This window comes from Methylotenera sp. G11 (assembly GCF_000799735.1).
In the GTDB taxonomy this organism is placed as follows: domain Bacteria; phylum Pseudomonadota; class Gammaproteobacteria; order Burkholderiales; family Methylophilaceae; genus Methylotenera.
In genome coordinates this window covers 2,377,976-2,393,280 of the sequence record NZ_JUHH01000001.1, presented here as the reverse complement: position 1 = coordinate 2,393,280, position 15,305 = coordinate 2,377,976, and the positions used below count along the sequence as shown (strand labels likewise).

Below are 15,305 nucleotides of genomic sequence, written 5' to 3'. Positions count from 1 at the left end.
CTTATCCTGCTGCCGCAGAGATACACCAAGGGAGAATTGAATCTCCCTTGGTTCGCTCAGCAGTTCAGGTGGGGGCATCGCGCTGCTGCGTGCAAACCTGAAGCTGCCTGCGTTCAACCTTGCAAGCGGTGGCTATTTTCTGCCATATTTAAATTGACTGAGTATTTTGAGCGAGCGCATGTCTGGCAGATAAATGAGCAGCACCATCAGGATTGCCAGTGTCAGGTACAGCCATGTCAGTGAATATGCCGTCACAAAACTGGCAGATGGCTTCTGGGACTGAATGTATGAATAGAACTCCGGGCTATCCTGGCCTTCAATATAGCCGCCCTTGATTTCTGCCGATACTTGTTTCAGGTAATCGGAATCAAGTTGCGATAGATAGCGGTCAAACTCGGCATAGGCCACAATAGGGTCTGGTTCATCCTTACTGGTATCGCTGTAGGTATCGCCGACCGCACCTGCCGAGTTCTCTTTAGTGTCCGATGACCAATAACCTACCCACTTATTGCTTGAGTTGTATCGGGGCACAGGTACAGGCTGATGCCCTCCCACCCCAACGAACAATAGATTTTTACCGATCTGCACGCTGCTGAGATCCAGCTTATTAATCGCATTGACTTTGGGCGCCTCGTCTCCATCGGTAAAGAAAAGCATGGTGGCCGGGATGTTCAGGTAGTCAAACATGCTTTCGGCTGACTTAATGCCAAAACTTAGCCTGCTATTGCCGCGCCATGCCATTCTCCATTCCAGATGATCAATGGAGTCCGTGATCACATCGTAATTTGCACAAACCTCAAGCGGCATCAGCAATAAGCCGACATTTTCTGCCGCAAACACCCCTAAGCTGATATAGGTTCCGCAAGATGAGGTTTCAACAACGCGCTTCATCAGGTGTTTGGTGTAATCCATCCGACTGACTGCCTGATTATTCAGCTTGAGATCCTGTGCATTCATGCTCTGCGATACATCAGCAATCAGCAGGTAATTGTGTACATCCTGCTTGAGCTGGATCTGCGGCTTGTAGATTGCAAGCAGCAATAACAATGCAACCGCTATCAACAGCAAGCTTTCATAGTGACTCTTCAGTATGGATATGTACTGATTCATGGCAAACCAACCGGCAGATTGCTGAGCTCAACACCAGTCTGGTCTTTAGGTGCGTTCTTCATGTTGGTCGGAGTGACTGAATTCAGCAGGCTAAGATTGAATTTTGCCCTGCGATCCTCCGGGTTTAACCGCAGCGACTGCTCATATGCGGCTTTGGCCTGCGTGAAGCTGTATTTAGATTCTTCCTTGAGTGATCCATCATCATTCAGATCGCGGCTCAAGCCAAGCAAAAACAGATTGGTTGCAATGTTGAATTGAATGCGTCCTTGCTGCGCGGCATCAGGGCTGCCGGATTTTGATTGCAGTTCCAGCGCCTGGCCGAAAGACTGCACCGCATGCTTATAGTCACCTTTGCTGCCCTGAAAATAAGCCGCAGAGAACTTGGCGTGTAACGGGTATGCATCATCCTTCAACACCTGTCCGGCATGCAGCGTAGCATTGATGCGCTGGATATTCCGGTACTGATAGACTTCATAGCCAGTGCCAGTCAGGCCAGCCAGCAATAAAGCTGCCAATGCGGCATTAATGATATTTATGCGTCTTGCCATGAATGTACCCTCAAATTTTTAGCAATTAAAATCAACAAGCTCAAGAACAGAGCAATCACAATAAAATCGGTTGAATAATCGTGTCCAGGAATGGAGATCGAATATTGAATCTTCTTTTTCTCCCGCGTATTGATATCCTGGATCGCTGACTGCAAGGCGGCAGGATTATCCGCTTCATAAGCCTTGTATTTGATTCGGAGTGACTTGAAGAACTTGTCCAATTCTATCGGGGCGGGTTCCGAGCCTTCCGCAAACTGGCTATTACTTGCCGAGAATATGCTGATGTCATCAGGTTCACGCAATACGATCCAGTACAGGCTGAGTTTTCTGGATTCCAGGGTCTCCTTGATCTTATGTTTGACACGCGGGCTTATTTTGCCGGCGCCATCAGAAAGCAGGATGATTGCTCGCGAACCTGAGCTTTCGATGCTGTCAAACAGGCTGACGGCCTGAGTCACGCCAGCGCCTATATTGGTTTGATTGATCGCAGAACTGGTTGCAGCATTAATCGCCGCATGAATGGCATCCCGATTATTAGTGATTTTGGCGCCATACAATGCAGAGTTGGTGAAGCCTACAACCCCCATCATGTCATCCGGCCTTGAATCAATGAACCTGGTAATCAACCTTCTGGCCGCTGCCGACTTGATCTCTGCAGCCCGGCCACTGCTGGCATCACCTGCAAACGGATGATCCATGCTGACACTGCGGTCAATCACCATGACCGTTTGCGCCCCTTGACCAATCTTATTGATTTTCTGGTCCGGGCCACGAGGCGATGCCAGCGCAATCACAATACATGCCAAAAGCAGCGATGTCATGGCTTTCAGAATCAGGTTGGCCGTATCAGAAAACTTGTCATGCGGCACTAGATCCAGCCAGGAGTACATCTGGCCCTGTCGGCTTTTAAGCCAGAACGGAAGATAAATAACAGGCAGCAGAATGAGCGCCCAAGGGTTAAGCAATGCCATCAAACACCTCTTTCACAATCTCTTAAACTTTTGCTGATAGCGAGAAGCTTCAACAGCGATTCGCTGTCATCTTGCGGATGACGGGAGAAAAGTGTTTGATTCGACAATGTAAAGAACTCCGTCATCTGCGAGTGCAATGGCCTGAACCTGGGGTGCTGCGCGATGAAATCATGAATATCATTCGCGAACACATTGCTGCCATAGGTGTTATTAAATGACTCATGCAAGCTGAACAACGCTGTTCTAAGCCTGTTCGCATCAGGTACTTTACTTCTGCTGAGCAGCTTTATCTGTTTGTATGCACGGGCAAAATTACCCTTGCAGAACGGTAACCATCGGGTATCTGCATTGACATAAACCAGGCCGATCAATGCCAATACCAGCATGACAGAAAACACTTTGATGCGCACTGCATGCTGGTTGAGGTCAATCCCCGGAAGTTTCATCTGAGGCTGTACGTTAGCTTTGGCATATGCAATGCTAATGTCTACCAGCGGCGAGTACCAGAAGTGCCATGCCGGCAATATTAATTGCTCCGACCCGGATATCCTGATGTTTTGTGCCGGCAGAGCCATCACCTTAGGTTTTGTGGCGCCGGCAAATACCTGGTAGCTCAGATCAAGCCTGTATCGGTTTTGGGCGCCCTCTTTCAAGCGTTCAAGCCTTGATTCAACCAATTCTATCTCATCATTGCGCGAGCCCTTGGCGGGCAATGCCTTGGTGATTATATTCGGCGGTGCTGCACTCTCAAACGTCACGCTCCTTTTCAATACGTCGCCGATTTGAATGCCGGTACTTCGTGCCGGATTGCTAATGCCTGCAATCGCCATTGCATTATCCTCGGCACAGGCAAACGCACTCTGGAAAAGAAATGTGACGAATAACAGTAATTTTGGTATCAAGTTCTTCATAAGCTTATGTATTGTTCGAAGTAATTAGTAAAAGCCTCAGGTTTAAATTCCTCCTGAAGGTATAGTGCAGGGTAATCAAACTTTACAAACAGGCGATCCAGCGCTTCACGCCTCCTGTTAAACGCCTCAACAAACTGGTCTCGCAGCGATTTTCTGAAAAATAAAGTGCGAGCCACCCCTGTTTCCGGATCAATCAGATTCCCAAATCCGAACTGTGGAAGTTTCCGGTGTTCGCGGTCATCCCATAACACGATAGGCACCACCTGATGTGCCGACATCGCATTCAAGGTTTGTTCAATCAACCCCAGCGGCATATGAAAATCTGAAATCCAGAACACCAGGGATCGATGCTGGCTTAAATACATCGGCACATCTGCGATCCCTTCAGAACCTGCCAGCTTGCTGCGGTAATCCGCCAATTGATCAATCACCTCCAGGCTGTGGAATATATGGTGACTTAATGGCAATGTCAGATCTTCAATGACGTGGCTGTTATATGCGATAAAACTGAACAGGTCGCCCATGCCATGGGCGGAATAAGCAATTGAAGCCGAAATATGCATGGCCAGGTCCAGCTTGCGCTGCTTGCCCCCGAATTGCATGGAACTGGAAGCATCGCAAATGGCAAACAAAGGGGTGGTATTGTTCTGGTTAAATGTTTTTACCTGGATCTGCTCATAAGGGTCACGCAAGGTCTGGCGCAAATCCATGCGACGTGCATCAGGGTAATCCACCAACGGCACATTTCCCTGGTACTCATCGCCCAACCCACGCTGTGTGCCGCGGTGGTCACCGAAGTGTACGCTGCTTGATTTCCATGGAATTGAATAAGCAAAAGGCTTTACGTAATTCGCTATCATCTCGGCTATGTCCTGGCGGGCACGGCTACCTGGCTCAGGATATGACCGCTGAGTTCACGCGCCAGGGCAGTTCTGCGGCTCTCATACATGGAGTTGAAAGCCAGTCGGTGCGAAATGATTTCATGGAACACGGCATGAATATCTTCAGGGTATAGATTCTCCCGCTGCATCATCCATGCGTGCACCCTTGCCGCTTTAAGCAGCATGCCCATCCCGCGAGGGCTGGCGCCGGCCTGTATCAGCTTGCTGACATCTACGGTATCCAGCTTGATGCCATATTTCACAGGGTTCTGTGTGGCTTCCCACAGGTCGAGAGCATAATCTTCAATCACATCGCTGGTCTGGATATGTTCTTGCAAAGTATCAGAAAAATCATTCAGTTGATCAAAATGCAGGATGTCGCTTTCTACCTGCTGCGTGAGTTTTTCCGCATGCTGGAACCGTGTATTGAATATCAGCGATTTACGTATTTCCCTGTCTTCCGGGATTTCAATCGGGATTTCCATCATGAAGCGATCCCGTGCCGCAGACGGGATTTCAAAAGTCTCATTTTTTTCCACTTGGTTACGGTCTGCAAAAACCAGCATATGAGGCAAGCGGTACTCTCTCCTGAAAGCCGTCACATGGCGTTCTGCCATCACCCTGAGCATCAGGGCGTGAACCTGCGGCCTGGCTCGGTTAATTTCATTGAAAAAGAAGACCGACAGGTTCTCACCGGCACGCAGCAAGGGGCCTTCGTCAATTTGCGGACGTCCATCCGAACCAAGGAAGGTATGATAAATCAGGTCATTCGGCATCAGGTCTACCGTACCTTCAATACGCTCATACGCGCCGCCTATGCCGCGTGTGATCGATTGTAATAATGTTGTCTTGCCAACGCCGACGCCACCTTCAAGCAAAACATGGCCACGTGCAAAAATTGCGATGTTCATCAGCTTGATCGCTTTATCTTGACCGACGATGACCTTCTTGACCTCTGATTCCAGTTTCAGGGCTTTATCGCGCCAGTCAGCAAGCTGATGATCAATCGTTGCAGTTTTCATAAATTCCTCAGAATAATAAATAGGGTTTAAAAAATAGGGTTATAGTTGCGATTAGCAAAATAATCGTTTAGTATGCAGACAGGTCTGTTCATTTTTAGTTTGCTATATTCGTTTTCAGATTGCAAGTATTTTTTCTCAAATAGATCGAGATGTTCAAAATCATGGCCACCGAGTTTCTAAAGTCAGATAGTTTTAATAGGCAATTCCAGAAAACAGGCAAATCCCCGGTGGCCAGGTTAGTTGGCCTGTCCAGCATTTTGAGCACCTGGAACAGGCAGCGTGTCGGCAAAGTCGTTAACGGAAAAGAGGCCGACCTTTCAATAGACGATATTCAGATATTGAAAAACCTGATCGAAAACGAAACATCCAGGCTGAAACTGGACAATGCCGGGATCGTGGCCGACCAGATTCTTTTTTTAGTAATAGGCGCGATCAAGCTTCAGGTTCAGAACAATTCCGAAAAGCCCTGGCAGCTGGTCAATCAATCCATCACGAATTTTTTGACCCCTCCCAGGCAAAACCAGAGATTGATGATGTCATTATCATTGCTCACTTTTATCGTCATCATCGGGTTCGCCATTGTTTTACTTAACCCGCGCACCAATCACAAAACAAATGACGGGATGAACCCTCTGGATACCGCTGCCGATGCTTCAATCAACCAGGCTGGCAGTAAAACCGTTTCCAACCTTGTGGCCTTATACCGGGCAATGAAACAAGGTGACTGCCAGCTGCCGCAGGCTGCCATGCTGCAGCCGCAGGAGCGTGAGGCATTCATCTCGTTCGTGAACGAAGGCAAGGTTGATATCAATACGGCAGACAGCCTGAGGAATGCGCTCACTTATGCAAATTGCCTGTATCCGCAGAAGCTGATGAACAGCCCGATGTAACGTCATGAATACAAAAGAATGATCAAAGGAACCCAACATGAAAAATATGCGTGAAAAAATATTGTCGGTAGCGACACTTCTATTTGAAACTCGCGGCATTCACGCCTCCGGTGTAGACACCATCATTGCCGAGTCAGGCGTAGCAAAGGCGACGCTCTATAAATACTTTCCGAGCAAGAATGAACTGATCATTGAATACCTGAAAGAAAAATCCAACCGCTTTTATGCCTGGATCAACGAAAAGCTCGCAGACAAAAAAGCGGATTCCAAAGAAGTCCTATTTGAATTATGTGATTTATACGCGCAGTGGATCTCCACGCCGGAGTTCAATGGCCTGCCTTTCCATATCGGATCTGTAGAGTTCCCGGACCCGGCACATCCGGTACATCATTACTCCGTCGAATTGTCGAATGAGCTACAGCGATACCTGTCAAAACTGGCACAGATAGCCGGTGTAAAAGATGCACAGACCCTGGGCCAGCAATTAACGATTATTTTTGAAGGCGGCGCATTGATAGAACGGCTGAGCCCCGGTTCAGGAGCAGCCACCCGTGCCAAAAATGCAGCCATTACCTTGATCAAGGCATCGATATAGCGCCTCGGACAGGAGTCCCTCTTTCGTCGCCGGCCTCGGAGGATTGAGATGGCACGGGGTGCAGGCCGCTCAGCTTCAGGCAATATTTCTGGTACGCGTTATACGGGCAAATGCCGAATGGTTGTGTATGGATTCAAAGTTCTCGGCCTCTATGGAATAGCTTCTGATGTTTTTTTCTTCATTTAAAGAAAGTGCAATATCCCGCACCAAATCCTCTACAAATTTCGGATTGTCATAAGCACGTTCTGTTACGTATTTTTCATCAGGTCGCTTGAGAATGCCATATATTTCACATGAAGCGTTCTTTTCAGCGATCGATACCAGGTCAGCTATTGGCATTTCGTCATCAAGCTCAACTTTGATGCATAAAATAGAGCGCTGATTATGTGCGCCATAGTCAGATATTTCTTTCGAACAGGGGCACAGGCTGGTGACCGGTACCTTCACGGTCATACAAAAAGTATACACTCCGTATTCCGACACATGGCCTGACCAGATGACGTCATAGTCCAACTTGCTTTTCACGCCTGTGATCGGTGCGCTCTTGGTGATAAAAGCAGGAAATTCCATCTGGATTTCCCCGCTCGCAGCGCCCAGCTTCTTTAACATTTCGAAAATGAGGCTTCTGAACAGGGCCTGGTCAAGACTCCCCCGGTCTTGCTCAAGCAGTTCGACGAACCTGGACATATGTGTGCCTTTTTTGTGCGAAGGCAAGCCTACTGTCATCGACAATCTGGCTATAGTCTGTAATGTAGTATCGGCTAACAATATTGATATGGGATAGCGGATGTCCTTGATTCCTACCTGATCAATATTGATTTTGCGTGTATCTTGAGTGGATTGTGTGTCAGAGAGCGGGGAAAGTTTGAATATGTTGTTCATGCTCAGCCTATAAAATAAGTAGCTTTAATATATGTGATATTGAAGGATTAAATTTCTATGGGGTAAAAGTGCCGACTCCATGCCTGTAAACCAGTTGAGCGCCTAGCCATGCACCGGCGAACAAGGTTGCCAGGCCGAGGCAGCTTAATGACATTTCCAACCAGCCGGGGGCGGTAAGACTGAAGTGATCCAATCTCGCCAACAAACTAGCGGCATACAAAGTCCAGGCAAGCAGCATAAGCTGCATGTGTCTTTCTGCGGTCCCTAAAGCTTGTGGCCGGTCGGCAAGTTTCAGCAGCTCGACCATCCCGCTTAGCATTGCAAAAACGCCTGCAACAGTACCTATGCACAGAGTGACACCTGACCACCACCACACCTGCCTGCCAAGCCACAAACTTGAAATATCAGCAAATGTAGCGAGCATCCAGCAGGCAATCGGGAAATGTACTATTGCAGGGTGTAGTGGATGTTTCATTGCTAGCTATGGAACAATGTAGTGGCTAATGTGAGGAAACCAGCCACAGCAACACCGGCGTGAATGACAACTGCCAGTTTTGGCGGACGCTGCTTCATCAAATGCTTGGAAGCCAAATAAAATCCCCCAACTGCTGCCACTACCAAAATTGCAAGTGCGGCAGTAGCCCGGCTTGCACCATGCCCGGTAAAGACTTCTATTGCTAACAAAACCAGGGCCAATGCACCGGCAGAGGCATGCGCTAACGACAGCGACCAGGACGCCAGCTTCCCGTTTAATACTTCAAGAGCCAGGATCACTCCTGCTACAGCAGTGAGCGCGAATATTAAAAGTGCAAATGTTGACATCGATAAATCTCCTTGTTGTTTATGTTTTCATCACAAAAATTAAACATATATACAATTACAATATGTTTAAAGTGGGCGTGATATTTGATCAAAAATCTGTTATTCATTATCTTAGGGTGATGGATACCGGATTTATAATCAGGTTAGCTGAAACGGTATTTAATAATTAGATCTTACTTTACAATCCAATCAAACTAGCCAATAAAAGCATTAGGCACAGGATCTTCACCCAATGCGTTAAGCAGAATAGCCCAATGCATCGTTTCATCCCCCAGAATGCTGCCAGCTGCAGAAATCAAGTCTTTGTTATGGAACTTTGGCAAAGCACCCAAATATGCACTAGCGGCGCTTTGTTCCAGCCCGGCGGCAAAATGCAGCACATCGGCTTGAGACTTTAATTTACCTAAGGGGAACCCATATTCAGCGATGGTTTTGGTTTTTACCGCAACACCCCCAAGTTTTTCAATGGTGCTTGCCAGCACATTGGCATGAGCGATATGGTGACCCTGGAATTTCACGGCAACATCAAGCACCGCTTTTTGTAATAAGCCAGATTCAGCGCCGGCCTGATATGCCGCAATAGCCTGGTATTCATGTGCCAGAGCAGAATTCAGTATGATGATGTCATCGGAAGTAGACGTTGAAATGTTATTTGCCAGCACAGGCGTACTATGTCCAAGCGTAGTGAAAGCTAGTACGCCAAGCGAAAACATGCCTGTTTTTGCAAAAAAATCACGGCGGCTGGTGAACGCATTTAAGCTCTGGCCAGATTCTTTGAATTTGCTGCCATTCATAGTGAAATCTCCTTCAATTGAAATTTATCTTAATTACATCGCTTGCCAAGACCAATCAACCAGCAAGTGAGGAAAGATTAATCCACTTAAAACACTTTGTAAAGTAAAATATGTTTTAATTGTATTAACATTGAAAATAGGTATAATGCAAAATACGGTATTGATAAAAGAGGATATCCAATGCTCAAAATATTAGGGCTTCGCCAACAGGAATTGCTGAACTTGCTGCTCAAACATAAAAGCGGGCTGACTGTAGATGAGCTATCCAAACAACTGGAAATCGCTAAAAATGCGGTCAGGCAGCATTTGTCTTCATTAGAAAATGATGGATTTGTTACTCACGGCATAAGCCGCCCATCTGGCGGGAGACCTGAACAGCTTTATGTTCTGTCAGACGCAGGCAAGGAACTCTTTCCCAGGCATTATTCCTGGTTTGCGCAATTAATCGTTGAGTCAATAGAGCAAGAGTCTGGCCAGGATGGCTTAAAAGACCGCATGCATGCCATGGGGGTAGCCGTAGCTAAACAATTAAAGCGCCAGCATCCCGATTTAGAAACGCTTCAGCATAAAATTGAAAAGCTGTCCGAGATCATGGAGGATCTGGGCTATGACACAAAAAGCACTTCTACACTTGCGAACATACAAGTGATAGAAGCCGACAATTGCATTTTCCACAATTTGGCTATCAAGAACCCAGCCGTATGCCAGTTTGATTTAGCACTGATGTCAAGCTTTACTGATAGCCAGGTAGAACATCAGGAATGCATGGCCAATAAAGGCAACGTCTGCCGGTTTAAGTTTAAGGATAAAGCTTAAACATATCCGAAACCTCCGCTAAGGATTGAACCCAAAACAACCTGGGCATCCGTTCACATCGCTTGCGGCTCTAATCCAATGCCGCCAAGCCCAATGTAATGCCGGTGACGTTAATGTCAAAGAATAAAAATAGCGGATAATGAAACTTTTTAACCACTAGCACTCTCGAATGGTGAGTGCTAGAATGGTATTTTAAGGAGGATGTAAAACCAATGACCACTGCTTTAACACTTCCAGTACTCAACGCTACTGACAGCCTTGAACAATATACAAGAGCGATTAAAGCTTACCCGATTCTTTCTGCGGAAGAAGAGTTTTCCCTGGCCGTAAAGTTTAACAAAGAAAACGATCTGGAAGCTGCCCGCAAACTGGTATTGTCACACCTGCGCCTAGTGACAAGTATTGCACGTGGATACACCGGTTATGGTTTGCCGCAGGCCGACCTTATTCAAGAAGGCAACATCGGCCTCATGAAAGCGGTAAGACGCTACGACCCGGAGCGTGGCGTACGCCTGGTTTCTTTTGCGATGCACTGGATCAAAGCCGAAATTCATGAATACATCGTGAAGAACTGGCGCCTGGTGAAGATCGCGACGACAAAAGCACAACGCAAGCTTTTCTTCAATCTGCGCAGCATGAAATCCGGCATCAATACCATGCAGCCAAATGAAATCGCACATATCGCACGCGAATTAAATGTGAAACCTGAAGAAGTCATGGAGATGGAGTCACGCCTGAACGGGCATGAGATATCCCTGGAAGCCAACATTGATGACGACAGCGACGAACATTACAGCCCGATTGCCTATCTGCAGGATGAAAGCCTGACTCCGGTTGAAGCATTAGAGGCCAAGCAATTTGAAACTGCTGAAGCAACCGGCCTGGCACACGCACTCCAGAACCTGGACGAAAGAAGCCGCCGTGTAGTTGAAGCGCGCTGGCTGCAGGAAGATGGCGGCAAAACGCTGCACGAACTGGCTGACGAGTTTGGTGTATCTGCCGAGCGCATTCGACAGATTGAGCAGAAAGCGATGCAAAAAATGAAAAGCCTGATGCAGGCGAGCCGTTAATCAATCAAAAATTAAGTAAAAACTTCAAATAAAAAAGGCTGCTCATGCAGCCTTTTTTATTTTCAGCAGCGCCTCACTAAGCCACGGCAACAGCCTCTATTGCCGGCTCAAAAGCCAGCGCAGTTTTCAGGTGTTCGCGCAGTTGACTGAGTTGCTCCAGCTGGGCATTGATGCTTTTCTCAATCGCTTCCAGTTCTGAAATACGATCTTCCAAGGTATCGGTCGCCTTGTAAATGCGCTTGATACTTTCCAGGCGACGGCGCAGTTGCAGCTGATGCTCACGTACCTGTGACTCCATCGGTGCAATCACGGCCTTCAGCCAGTTTTCAATATCACGGTTAGCCACTTCATACACATGGATCACGCGGCTAGCCAATGTTTCGAAAAACTTGGTAGTGAGGGTCATCTTCTCATTGGCAATCATATTAAAAGCGGTATTAAACTGCTCTTTATATGCACGTTCCAGCTTTGCCAGCTCTTTCTGATAGCGCAATGTTGAAAAAGCTGGCGGCTCAGACTTGCGCAGGCCATGCTCTTTCGAGAACTTCTCGTACATGACATCCATCATTTTCTTGATTTCATCAATTTGTGAATCGGATGAAACCAGCCGGGTTTTCAGCTCATTAAAGAAATTATCCATGGCTTCACGGATTGTCTTGGTAAAGCTGGCATTAATCATGGTTTCACGCGTGCTGTGTACGTGCACTTTGAGTGACTCCATGCCCAGCAGCGTAAACAGGCGGTTAGTATGCTGAGAAAAAATGCTGCGCAAAGCCTGAAAGCGCTGCAAGCCTTTTTCAAAGTTTTCTTTATCGACCTTCACCTTGTTCATCATGTGCTCGACCACATCTTCGTTTTTGCCACGCAAACCGCGCAACTCAACCAATTGCTCATTGATACCGGCAAAGCGCGCATCAAGGATAATCCTTGAGTTGGTGATCAAGTCATCAATCTCGCTCTGCGTATTATCGCGCACGATTTCCTGCTTGGACGGGATCAGTTGGTTGGAAAGCGCTGCTTCCAGCTCCAGAACGCGGCTTTTTGCCAGCAGCGCATCATCTTTGTTAACCTTGGCCAGCAAGCCTTTTTGTGCAGAGACCGGGAATATCTGGTTGGTCTCCAGGCCGAGCAGTTCTGCGCTGGTTTTAATCTGCCGTGTCAGCTCTTTCTGAATCTCTTTCTCATCCTTGAGTTCGTCCCATAGGCCGTCAATCTTGTTCATGACTGCCAGGCGGCCTTTTTGTTTCCAGCGCGTACCGCTGATGTACTGGCGCCACACGTCGATTTCAGACTTGGTCACGCCCTGGTCAGCTGCCAGGATAAACAATACCGCATGCGCATTGGGCAGCATGTTGATCGTCAGCTCAGGTTCGGTACCGATCGCATTCAAACCCGGGGTATCCAGAATCACGAGCCCCTGCTCCAGCAATGGATGCGGGAAATTGATCATGGCATAGCGCCAGCAAGGCACATCGATGGTGCCGTCTTTATTCAGGTTCAGCGCGTCATCGGCACTATTGGGGTCATATAAACCATATTTTTCGGCTTCCTGCACGGAAACCGGCTTGGTGCTGCTCACCTCTTTAAAGGCTTTGACCATGCTCTCATTCGAATCCACATCGAATGTTACGGTCTTCCATTCGTCAGGGTAGCGCTTGTATTCGGAGGTGGTAGCATCAGACAGCCGCGTTTCAATCGGCAGCATCATGATAGAAGTCGGCTTGGACTTATCATAAAGCAATTCAGTAGGACACATGGTGGTGCGGCCGGCACTGGAAGGCAGCAGACGCGTACCGTAACCCGCAAAGAATATCGCATTGATCAGCTCAGATTTGCCGCGTGAAAACTCCGCAACAAATGCGACATTGAGCTTGTCCTCACGCAACCTGTCCAGCAGATGCTGTATACGCTGATCCACCTGCGCATCATTCAACTCCTGTTCATTCAGCCAGTTGCGATAATCGCAAATAGTTTGGGTCAGGCCTTTGCGCCATTCTGAATAGACCGCGAATTGTTTTGCTAAATTATTTTCTGTCATGACGGACCTTATATACAGCTCTTTTGTAGCGTAACTCTATCACCCATTATTTAAATTGCAAATAAAATCAATTGGCTAATATTTCATTTCAGATGGAATTCTGATAAGCGGTTATTTTCCTGCCATAAGCGGCAATATCCTCTAAGTATCTGCAATGCCAGTCATTCTGTTATCATCTTATTTTTACAGAAAAACCGATATATTTATGAGTGGTTTAACCCCTAATTCACCCCGCCCTGTAGACATCAAACTGCACCAGGCCTCACGTTTACTGGAAATCAAGTTCGATAACAACACGGAATGCATGCTTTCCTGCGAGTTTCTGCGCGTATATTCACCTTCAGCCGAAGTCAAAGGGCACGGCCCGGGGCAGGAAGTACTGCAGATCGGCAAAGAAGATGTCAACATCACGGCAATAGAACCGGTTGGCAATTATGCGGTCAGACTTGTGTTCTCCGACGGGCATAACACAGGCTTATATTCATGGGATTACCTGTATGACATTGCCAGCAATTATGAAGCGCTATGGCTTGAGTACCTGGGCAAACTGAGTGCAGCAGGCCACGCAAGAAAAAATACAGCTTAAGAGAAAAACAGCATGACGACAGAACACAATACGCATTTTGGTTTCAAAACGGTTGCAGAATCTGAAAAAGCAAAGAAAGTTGCTGAGGTTTTTCATTCTGTAGCTGACAAATATGACCTGATGAACGACGTCATGTCGGCAGGGCTGCACCGCGGCTGGAAAAGGTTCGCCGTGAATATCAGCGGCGTAAGCCGCGGTGACAGGGTGCTGGATATTGCCGGTGGCAGCGGTGACTTATCCAAGCTGTTTGCGCAGAAAGTCGGTGCCGAAGGCCAGGTCATACTGACGGACATCAACGCCTCCATGCTGGGCGTAGGCCGTGACCGTATGCTGGATGCAGGCCTGAACGTTCCAGCCTTGCAATGCGATGCGGAGAAACTGCCATTTCCGGACAACTATTTTGACTGCGTGATCGTGGCATTCGGGCTGCGCAACATGACGCATAAAGACCGCGCCCTGGCTGAAATGCAGCGCGTACTCAAAGCCGGCGGCCGACTGCTGGTACTGGAGTTTTCGAAAGTATGGCAGCCCTTATCCAAGGCTTATGATGTCTATTCGTTCAAACTGTTACCGCTGATGGGAAAACTGCTGGCCAAAGATGCCGAAAGCTATCAGTACCTTGCTGAATCCATCCGCATGCATCCGGATCAGGAGACGCTCAAACAGATGATGACAGACGCGGGTTTAAGCAAGGTGGATTACTACAACCTTGCCGCCGGCGTGGTGGCCCTGCACAAAGGGTATAAAACCTGATGCTAAAAGAAGTTTCCACGCATGCAATCCAGCATCTGCTTGCACAGAACGCCTGGTCTGCGCCGCTATTGCAGCCTTTCGCCGGCCAGTCTGTGCAATTGAACTTCGTGCTGATCAAGACCGCGCTGGTGATACTCGAAAACGGCAGCCTTGCAGTCGCCGGCGAAACCGGCGCTGCTGACGCCACCATCACGATTCCACCCAGCCTGTTATTGCGCCTGATGGCAAAAGATGAATCTGCCAGGCTGCAGGTCAAGGTAGATGGCGACACGCATCTGGCCACAGCATTGGCCAAGGTGCTATCACACGTACGCTGGGATTATGAAGATGACCTGAGCAGGCTGGTTGGCGATGTACCTGCCAATAAAATCGGTGAATTTACGCGCCGGACTGCAAGCACCGCAAAAGACACTGTGACCAACCTGGCGGAAATGCTGACTGAATACTGGCAGGAAGAAAAACCCATGCTGGCGAAAAAGCGGCATGTTGAACAATTCAACGCTGAAGTAGATACGCTGCGTGCAGATGTCGAGCGGCTGGAAAAGCGGCTGGCTAAACTTGCTAAAAATCTTCATATACCGCCAGCCCCCAACAATCCTGTTTCCTAGATAGCATC

The 15,305-nt window shown here is 47.9% G+C and carries 18 protein-coding genes; 7 read left to right on the top strand and 11 right to left on the bottom strand.

Going from position 1 to position 15,305, the window contains the following annotated elements; all coding sequences use genetic code 11:
• Positions 1-132: 132 nt before the first annotated feature.
• The 6 genes from GQ51_RS11230 to GQ51_RS11205 are packed head-to-tail and all read right to left on the bottom strand — an operon-like array spanning position 133 to position 5,443.
• Complete coding sequence (locus GQ51_RS11230) at positions 133-1,110, bottom strand: vWA domain-containing protein (RefSeq protein ID WP_047553031.1); 978 nt, start codon at positions 1,108-1,110, stop codon at positions 133-135.
• On the bottom strand, positions 1,107-1,658 hold the full coding sequence (locus GQ51_RS11225) for a hypothetical protein (RefSeq protein WP_047553028.1): 552 nt from the start codon (positions 1,656-1,658) through the stop codon (positions 1,107-1,109). Before GQ51_RS11225 ends, GQ51_RS11230 begins: the two co-directional genes overlap by 4 nt.
• Complete coding sequence (locus GQ51_RS11220) at positions 1,643-2,629, bottom strand: vWA domain-containing protein (RefSeq protein WP_047553026.1); 987 nt, start codon at positions 2,627-2,629, stop codon at positions 1,643-1,645. The genes GQ51_RS11225 and GQ51_RS11220 overlap by 16 nt, the downstream gene beginning before the upstream one ends.
• Positions 2,629-3,531 carry a nonribosomal peptide synthetase MxaA gene (locus GQ51_RS11215; RefSeq protein ID WP_235276217.1) on the bottom strand — a complete coding sequence of 301 codons (903 nt, stop codon included), beginning with the start codon at positions 3,529-3,531 and terminating at the stop codon, positions 2,629-2,631. Before GQ51_RS11215 ends, GQ51_RS11220 begins: the two co-directional genes overlap by 1 nt.
• Before the next feature lie 5 nt (positions 3,532-3,536).
• Positions 3,537-4,400 carry a DUF58 domain-containing protein gene (locus tag GQ51_RS11210; RefSeq protein WP_047553019.1) on the bottom strand — a complete coding sequence of 288 codons (864 nt, stop codon included), beginning with the start codon at positions 4,398-4,400 and terminating at the stop codon, positions 3,537-3,539.
• A 5-nt stretch (positions 4,401-4,405) separates the two neighbouring features.
• Positions 4,406-5,443, bottom strand: coding sequence for an AAA family ATPase (locus tag GQ51_RS11205; RefSeq protein ID WP_047553016.1), 1,038 nt, complete (start codon positions 5,441-5,443; stop codon positions 4,406-4,408).
• A 149-nt stretch (positions 5,444-5,592) separates the two neighbouring features.
• Between GQ51_RS11205 and GQ51_RS11200 the strand changes: the two genes are divergently transcribed.
• The gene (locus GQ51_RS11200; RefSeq protein ID WP_052177820.1) at positions 5,593-6,333 is read left to right on the top strand and encodes a hypothetical protein; all 741 of its coding nucleotides are present in this window, start codon (positions 5,593-5,595) and stop codon (positions 6,331-6,333) included.
• 37 nt (positions 6,334-6,370) lie between these two features.
• Positions 6,371-6,928, top strand: a complete 558-nt coding sequence (locus GQ51_RS11195) for a TetR/AcrR family transcriptional regulator (RefSeq protein ID WP_047553013.1) — start codon at positions 6,371-6,373, stop codon at positions 6,926-6,928.
• A gap of 75 nt (positions 6,929-7,003) precedes the next feature.
• Here GQ51_RS11195 and folE2 read toward each other — a convergent pair whose 3' ends face one another.
• The 4 genes from folE2 to GQ51_RS11175 all read right to left on the bottom strand — a co-directional run bounded on the left by folE2 (position 7,004) and on the right by GQ51_RS11175 (position 9,426).
• On the bottom strand, positions 7,004-7,810 hold the full coding sequence (folE2, locus tag GQ51_RS11190; protein ID WP_047553010.1) for a GTP cyclohydrolase FolE2: 807 nt from the start codon (positions 7,808-7,810) through the stop codon (positions 7,004-7,006).
• Between the two features lie 55 nt (positions 7,811-7,865).
• Positions 7,866-8,285, bottom strand: a complete 420-nt coding sequence (locus GQ51_RS11185) for a DUF2231 domain-containing protein (RefSeq protein ID WP_047553006.1) — start codon at positions 8,283-8,285, stop codon at positions 7,866-7,868.
• A gap of 2 nt (positions 8,286-8,287) precedes the next feature.
• On the bottom strand, positions 8,288-8,632 hold the full coding sequence (locus GQ51_RS11180; protein WP_047553003.1) for a hypothetical protein: 345 nt from the start codon (positions 8,630-8,632) through the stop codon (positions 8,288-8,290).
• Positions 8,633-8,826: 194 nt separating this feature from the next.
• On the bottom strand, positions 8,827-9,426 hold the full coding sequence (locus GQ51_RS11175) for a ferritin-like domain-containing protein (protein WP_047553000.1): 600 nt from the start codon (positions 9,424-9,426) through the stop codon (positions 8,827-8,829).
• A 180-nt stretch (positions 9,427-9,606) separates the two neighbouring features.
• Between GQ51_RS11175 and GQ51_RS11170 the strand changes: the two genes are divergently transcribed.
• Positions 9,607-10,242 (top strand): helix-turn-helix transcriptional regulator, encoded by a 636-nt coding sequence (locus GQ51_RS11170; RefSeq protein WP_047552997.1) that lies wholly within the window; start codon positions 9,607-9,609, stop codon positions 10,240-10,242.
• A 212-nt stretch (positions 10,243-10,454) separates the two neighbouring features.
• Positions 10,455-11,312, top strand: coding sequence for an RNA polymerase sigma factor RpoH (rpoH, locus tag GQ51_RS11165; protein WP_052177819.1), 858 nt, complete (start codon positions 10,455-10,457; stop codon positions 11,310-11,312).
• A gap of 76 nt (positions 11,313-11,388) precedes the next feature.
• Here the strand turns inward: rpoH and GQ51_RS11160 are convergent, their stop codons facing one another.
• On the bottom strand, positions 11,389-13,350 hold the full coding sequence (locus tag GQ51_RS11160) for a dynamin family protein (protein WP_047552994.1): 1,962 nt from the start codon (positions 13,348-13,350) through the stop codon (positions 11,389-11,391).
• 205 nt (positions 13,351-13,555) lie between these two features.
• Here GQ51_RS11160 and GQ51_RS11155 point away from each other — a divergent pair, with 205 nt between their 5' ends.
• From GQ51_RS11155 to GQ51_RS11145, 3 genes are read left to right on the top strand one after another with little or no spacing between them, the layout of a single operon-like run.
• Positions 13,556-13,936: a gamma-butyrobetaine hydroxylase-like domain-containing protein gene (locus GQ51_RS11155; RefSeq protein WP_047554182.1), complete on the top strand. Its 381-nt coding sequence runs from the start codon at positions 13,556-13,558 to the stop codon at positions 13,934-13,936.
• Positions 13,937-13,948: 12 nt separating this feature from the next.
• Complete coding sequence (gene ubiE / locus GQ51_RS11150) at positions 13,949-14,689, top strand: bifunctional demethylmenaquinone methyltransferase/2-methoxy-6-polyprenyl-1,4-benzoquinol methylase UbiE (protein WP_047552992.1); 741 nt, start codon at positions 13,949-13,951, stop codon at positions 14,687-14,689.
• On the top strand, positions 14,689-15,297 hold the full coding sequence (locus GQ51_RS11145) for a ubiquinone biosynthesis accessory factor UbiJ (protein ID WP_047552989.1): 609 nt from the start codon (positions 14,689-14,691) through the stop codon (positions 15,295-15,297). Before ubiE ends, GQ51_RS11145 begins: the two co-directional genes overlap by 1 nt.
• The last annotated feature ends 8 nt before the right edge of the window (positions 15,298-15,305 follow it).

Coding starts and splice junctions, on each gene's coding strand:
- GQ51_RS11230 (WP_047553031.1), bottom strand. CDS start 1,110: ATGAATCAGTACATATCCATACTGAAGAGTCACTATGAAAGCTTGCTG.
- GQ51_RS11225 (WP_047553028.1), bottom strand. CDS start 1,658: ATGGCAAGACGCATAAATATCATTAATGCCGCATTGGCAGCTTTATTG.
- GQ51_RS11220 (WP_047553026.1), bottom strand. CDS start 2,629: ATGGCATTGCTTAACCCTTGGGCGCTCATTCTGCTGCCTGTTATTTAT.
- GQ51_RS11210 (WP_047553019.1), bottom strand. CDS start 4,400: ATGATAGCGAATTACGTAAAGCCTTTTGCTTATTCAATTCCATGGAAA.
- GQ51_RS11205 (WP_047553016.1), bottom strand. CDS start 5,443: ATGAAAACTGCAACGATTGATCATCAGCTTGCTGACTGGCGCGATAAA.
- GQ51_RS11200 (WP_052177820.1), top strand. CDS start 5,593: ATGTTCAAAATCATGGCCACCGAGTTTCTAAAGTCAGATAGTTTTAAT.
- GQ51_RS11195 (WP_047553013.1), top strand. CDS start 6,371: ATGAAAAATATGCGTGAAAAAATATTGTCGGTAGCGACACTTCTATTT.
- folE2 (WP_047553010.1), bottom strand. CDS start 7,810: ATGAACAACATATTCAAACTTTCCCCGCTCTCTGACACACAATCCACT.
- GQ51_RS11185 (WP_047553006.1), bottom strand. CDS start 8,285: ATGAAACATCCACTACACCCTGCAATAGTACATTTCCCGATTGCCTGC.
- GQ51_RS11180 (WP_047553003.1), bottom strand. CDS start 8,632: ATGTCAACATTTGCACTTTTAATATTCGCGCTCACTGCTGTAGCAGGA.
- GQ51_RS11175 (WP_047553000.1), bottom strand. CDS start 9,426: ATGAATGGCAGCAAATTCAAAGAATCTGGCCAGAGCTTAAATGCGTTC.
- GQ51_RS11170 (WP_047552997.1), top strand. CDS start 9,607: ATGCTCAAAATATTAGGGCTTCGCCAACAGGAATTGCTGAACTTGCTG.
- rpoH (WP_052177819.1), top strand. CDS start 10,455: ATGACCACTGCTTTAACACTTCCAGTACTCAACGCTACTGACAGCCTT.
- GQ51_RS11160 (WP_047552994.1), bottom strand. CDS start 13,350: ATGACAGAAAATAATTTAGCAAAACAATTCGCGGTCTATTCAGAATGG.
- GQ51_RS11155 (WP_047554182.1), top strand. CDS start 13,556: ATGAGTGGTTTAACCCCTAATTCACCCCGCCCTGTAGACATCAAACTG.
- ubiE (WP_047552992.1), top strand. CDS start 13,949: ATGACGACAGAACACAATACGCATTTTGGTTTCAAAACGGTTGCAGAA.
- GQ51_RS11145 (WP_047552989.1), top strand. CDS start 14,689: ATGCTAAAAGAAGTTTCCACGCATGCAATCCAGCATCTGCTTGCACAG.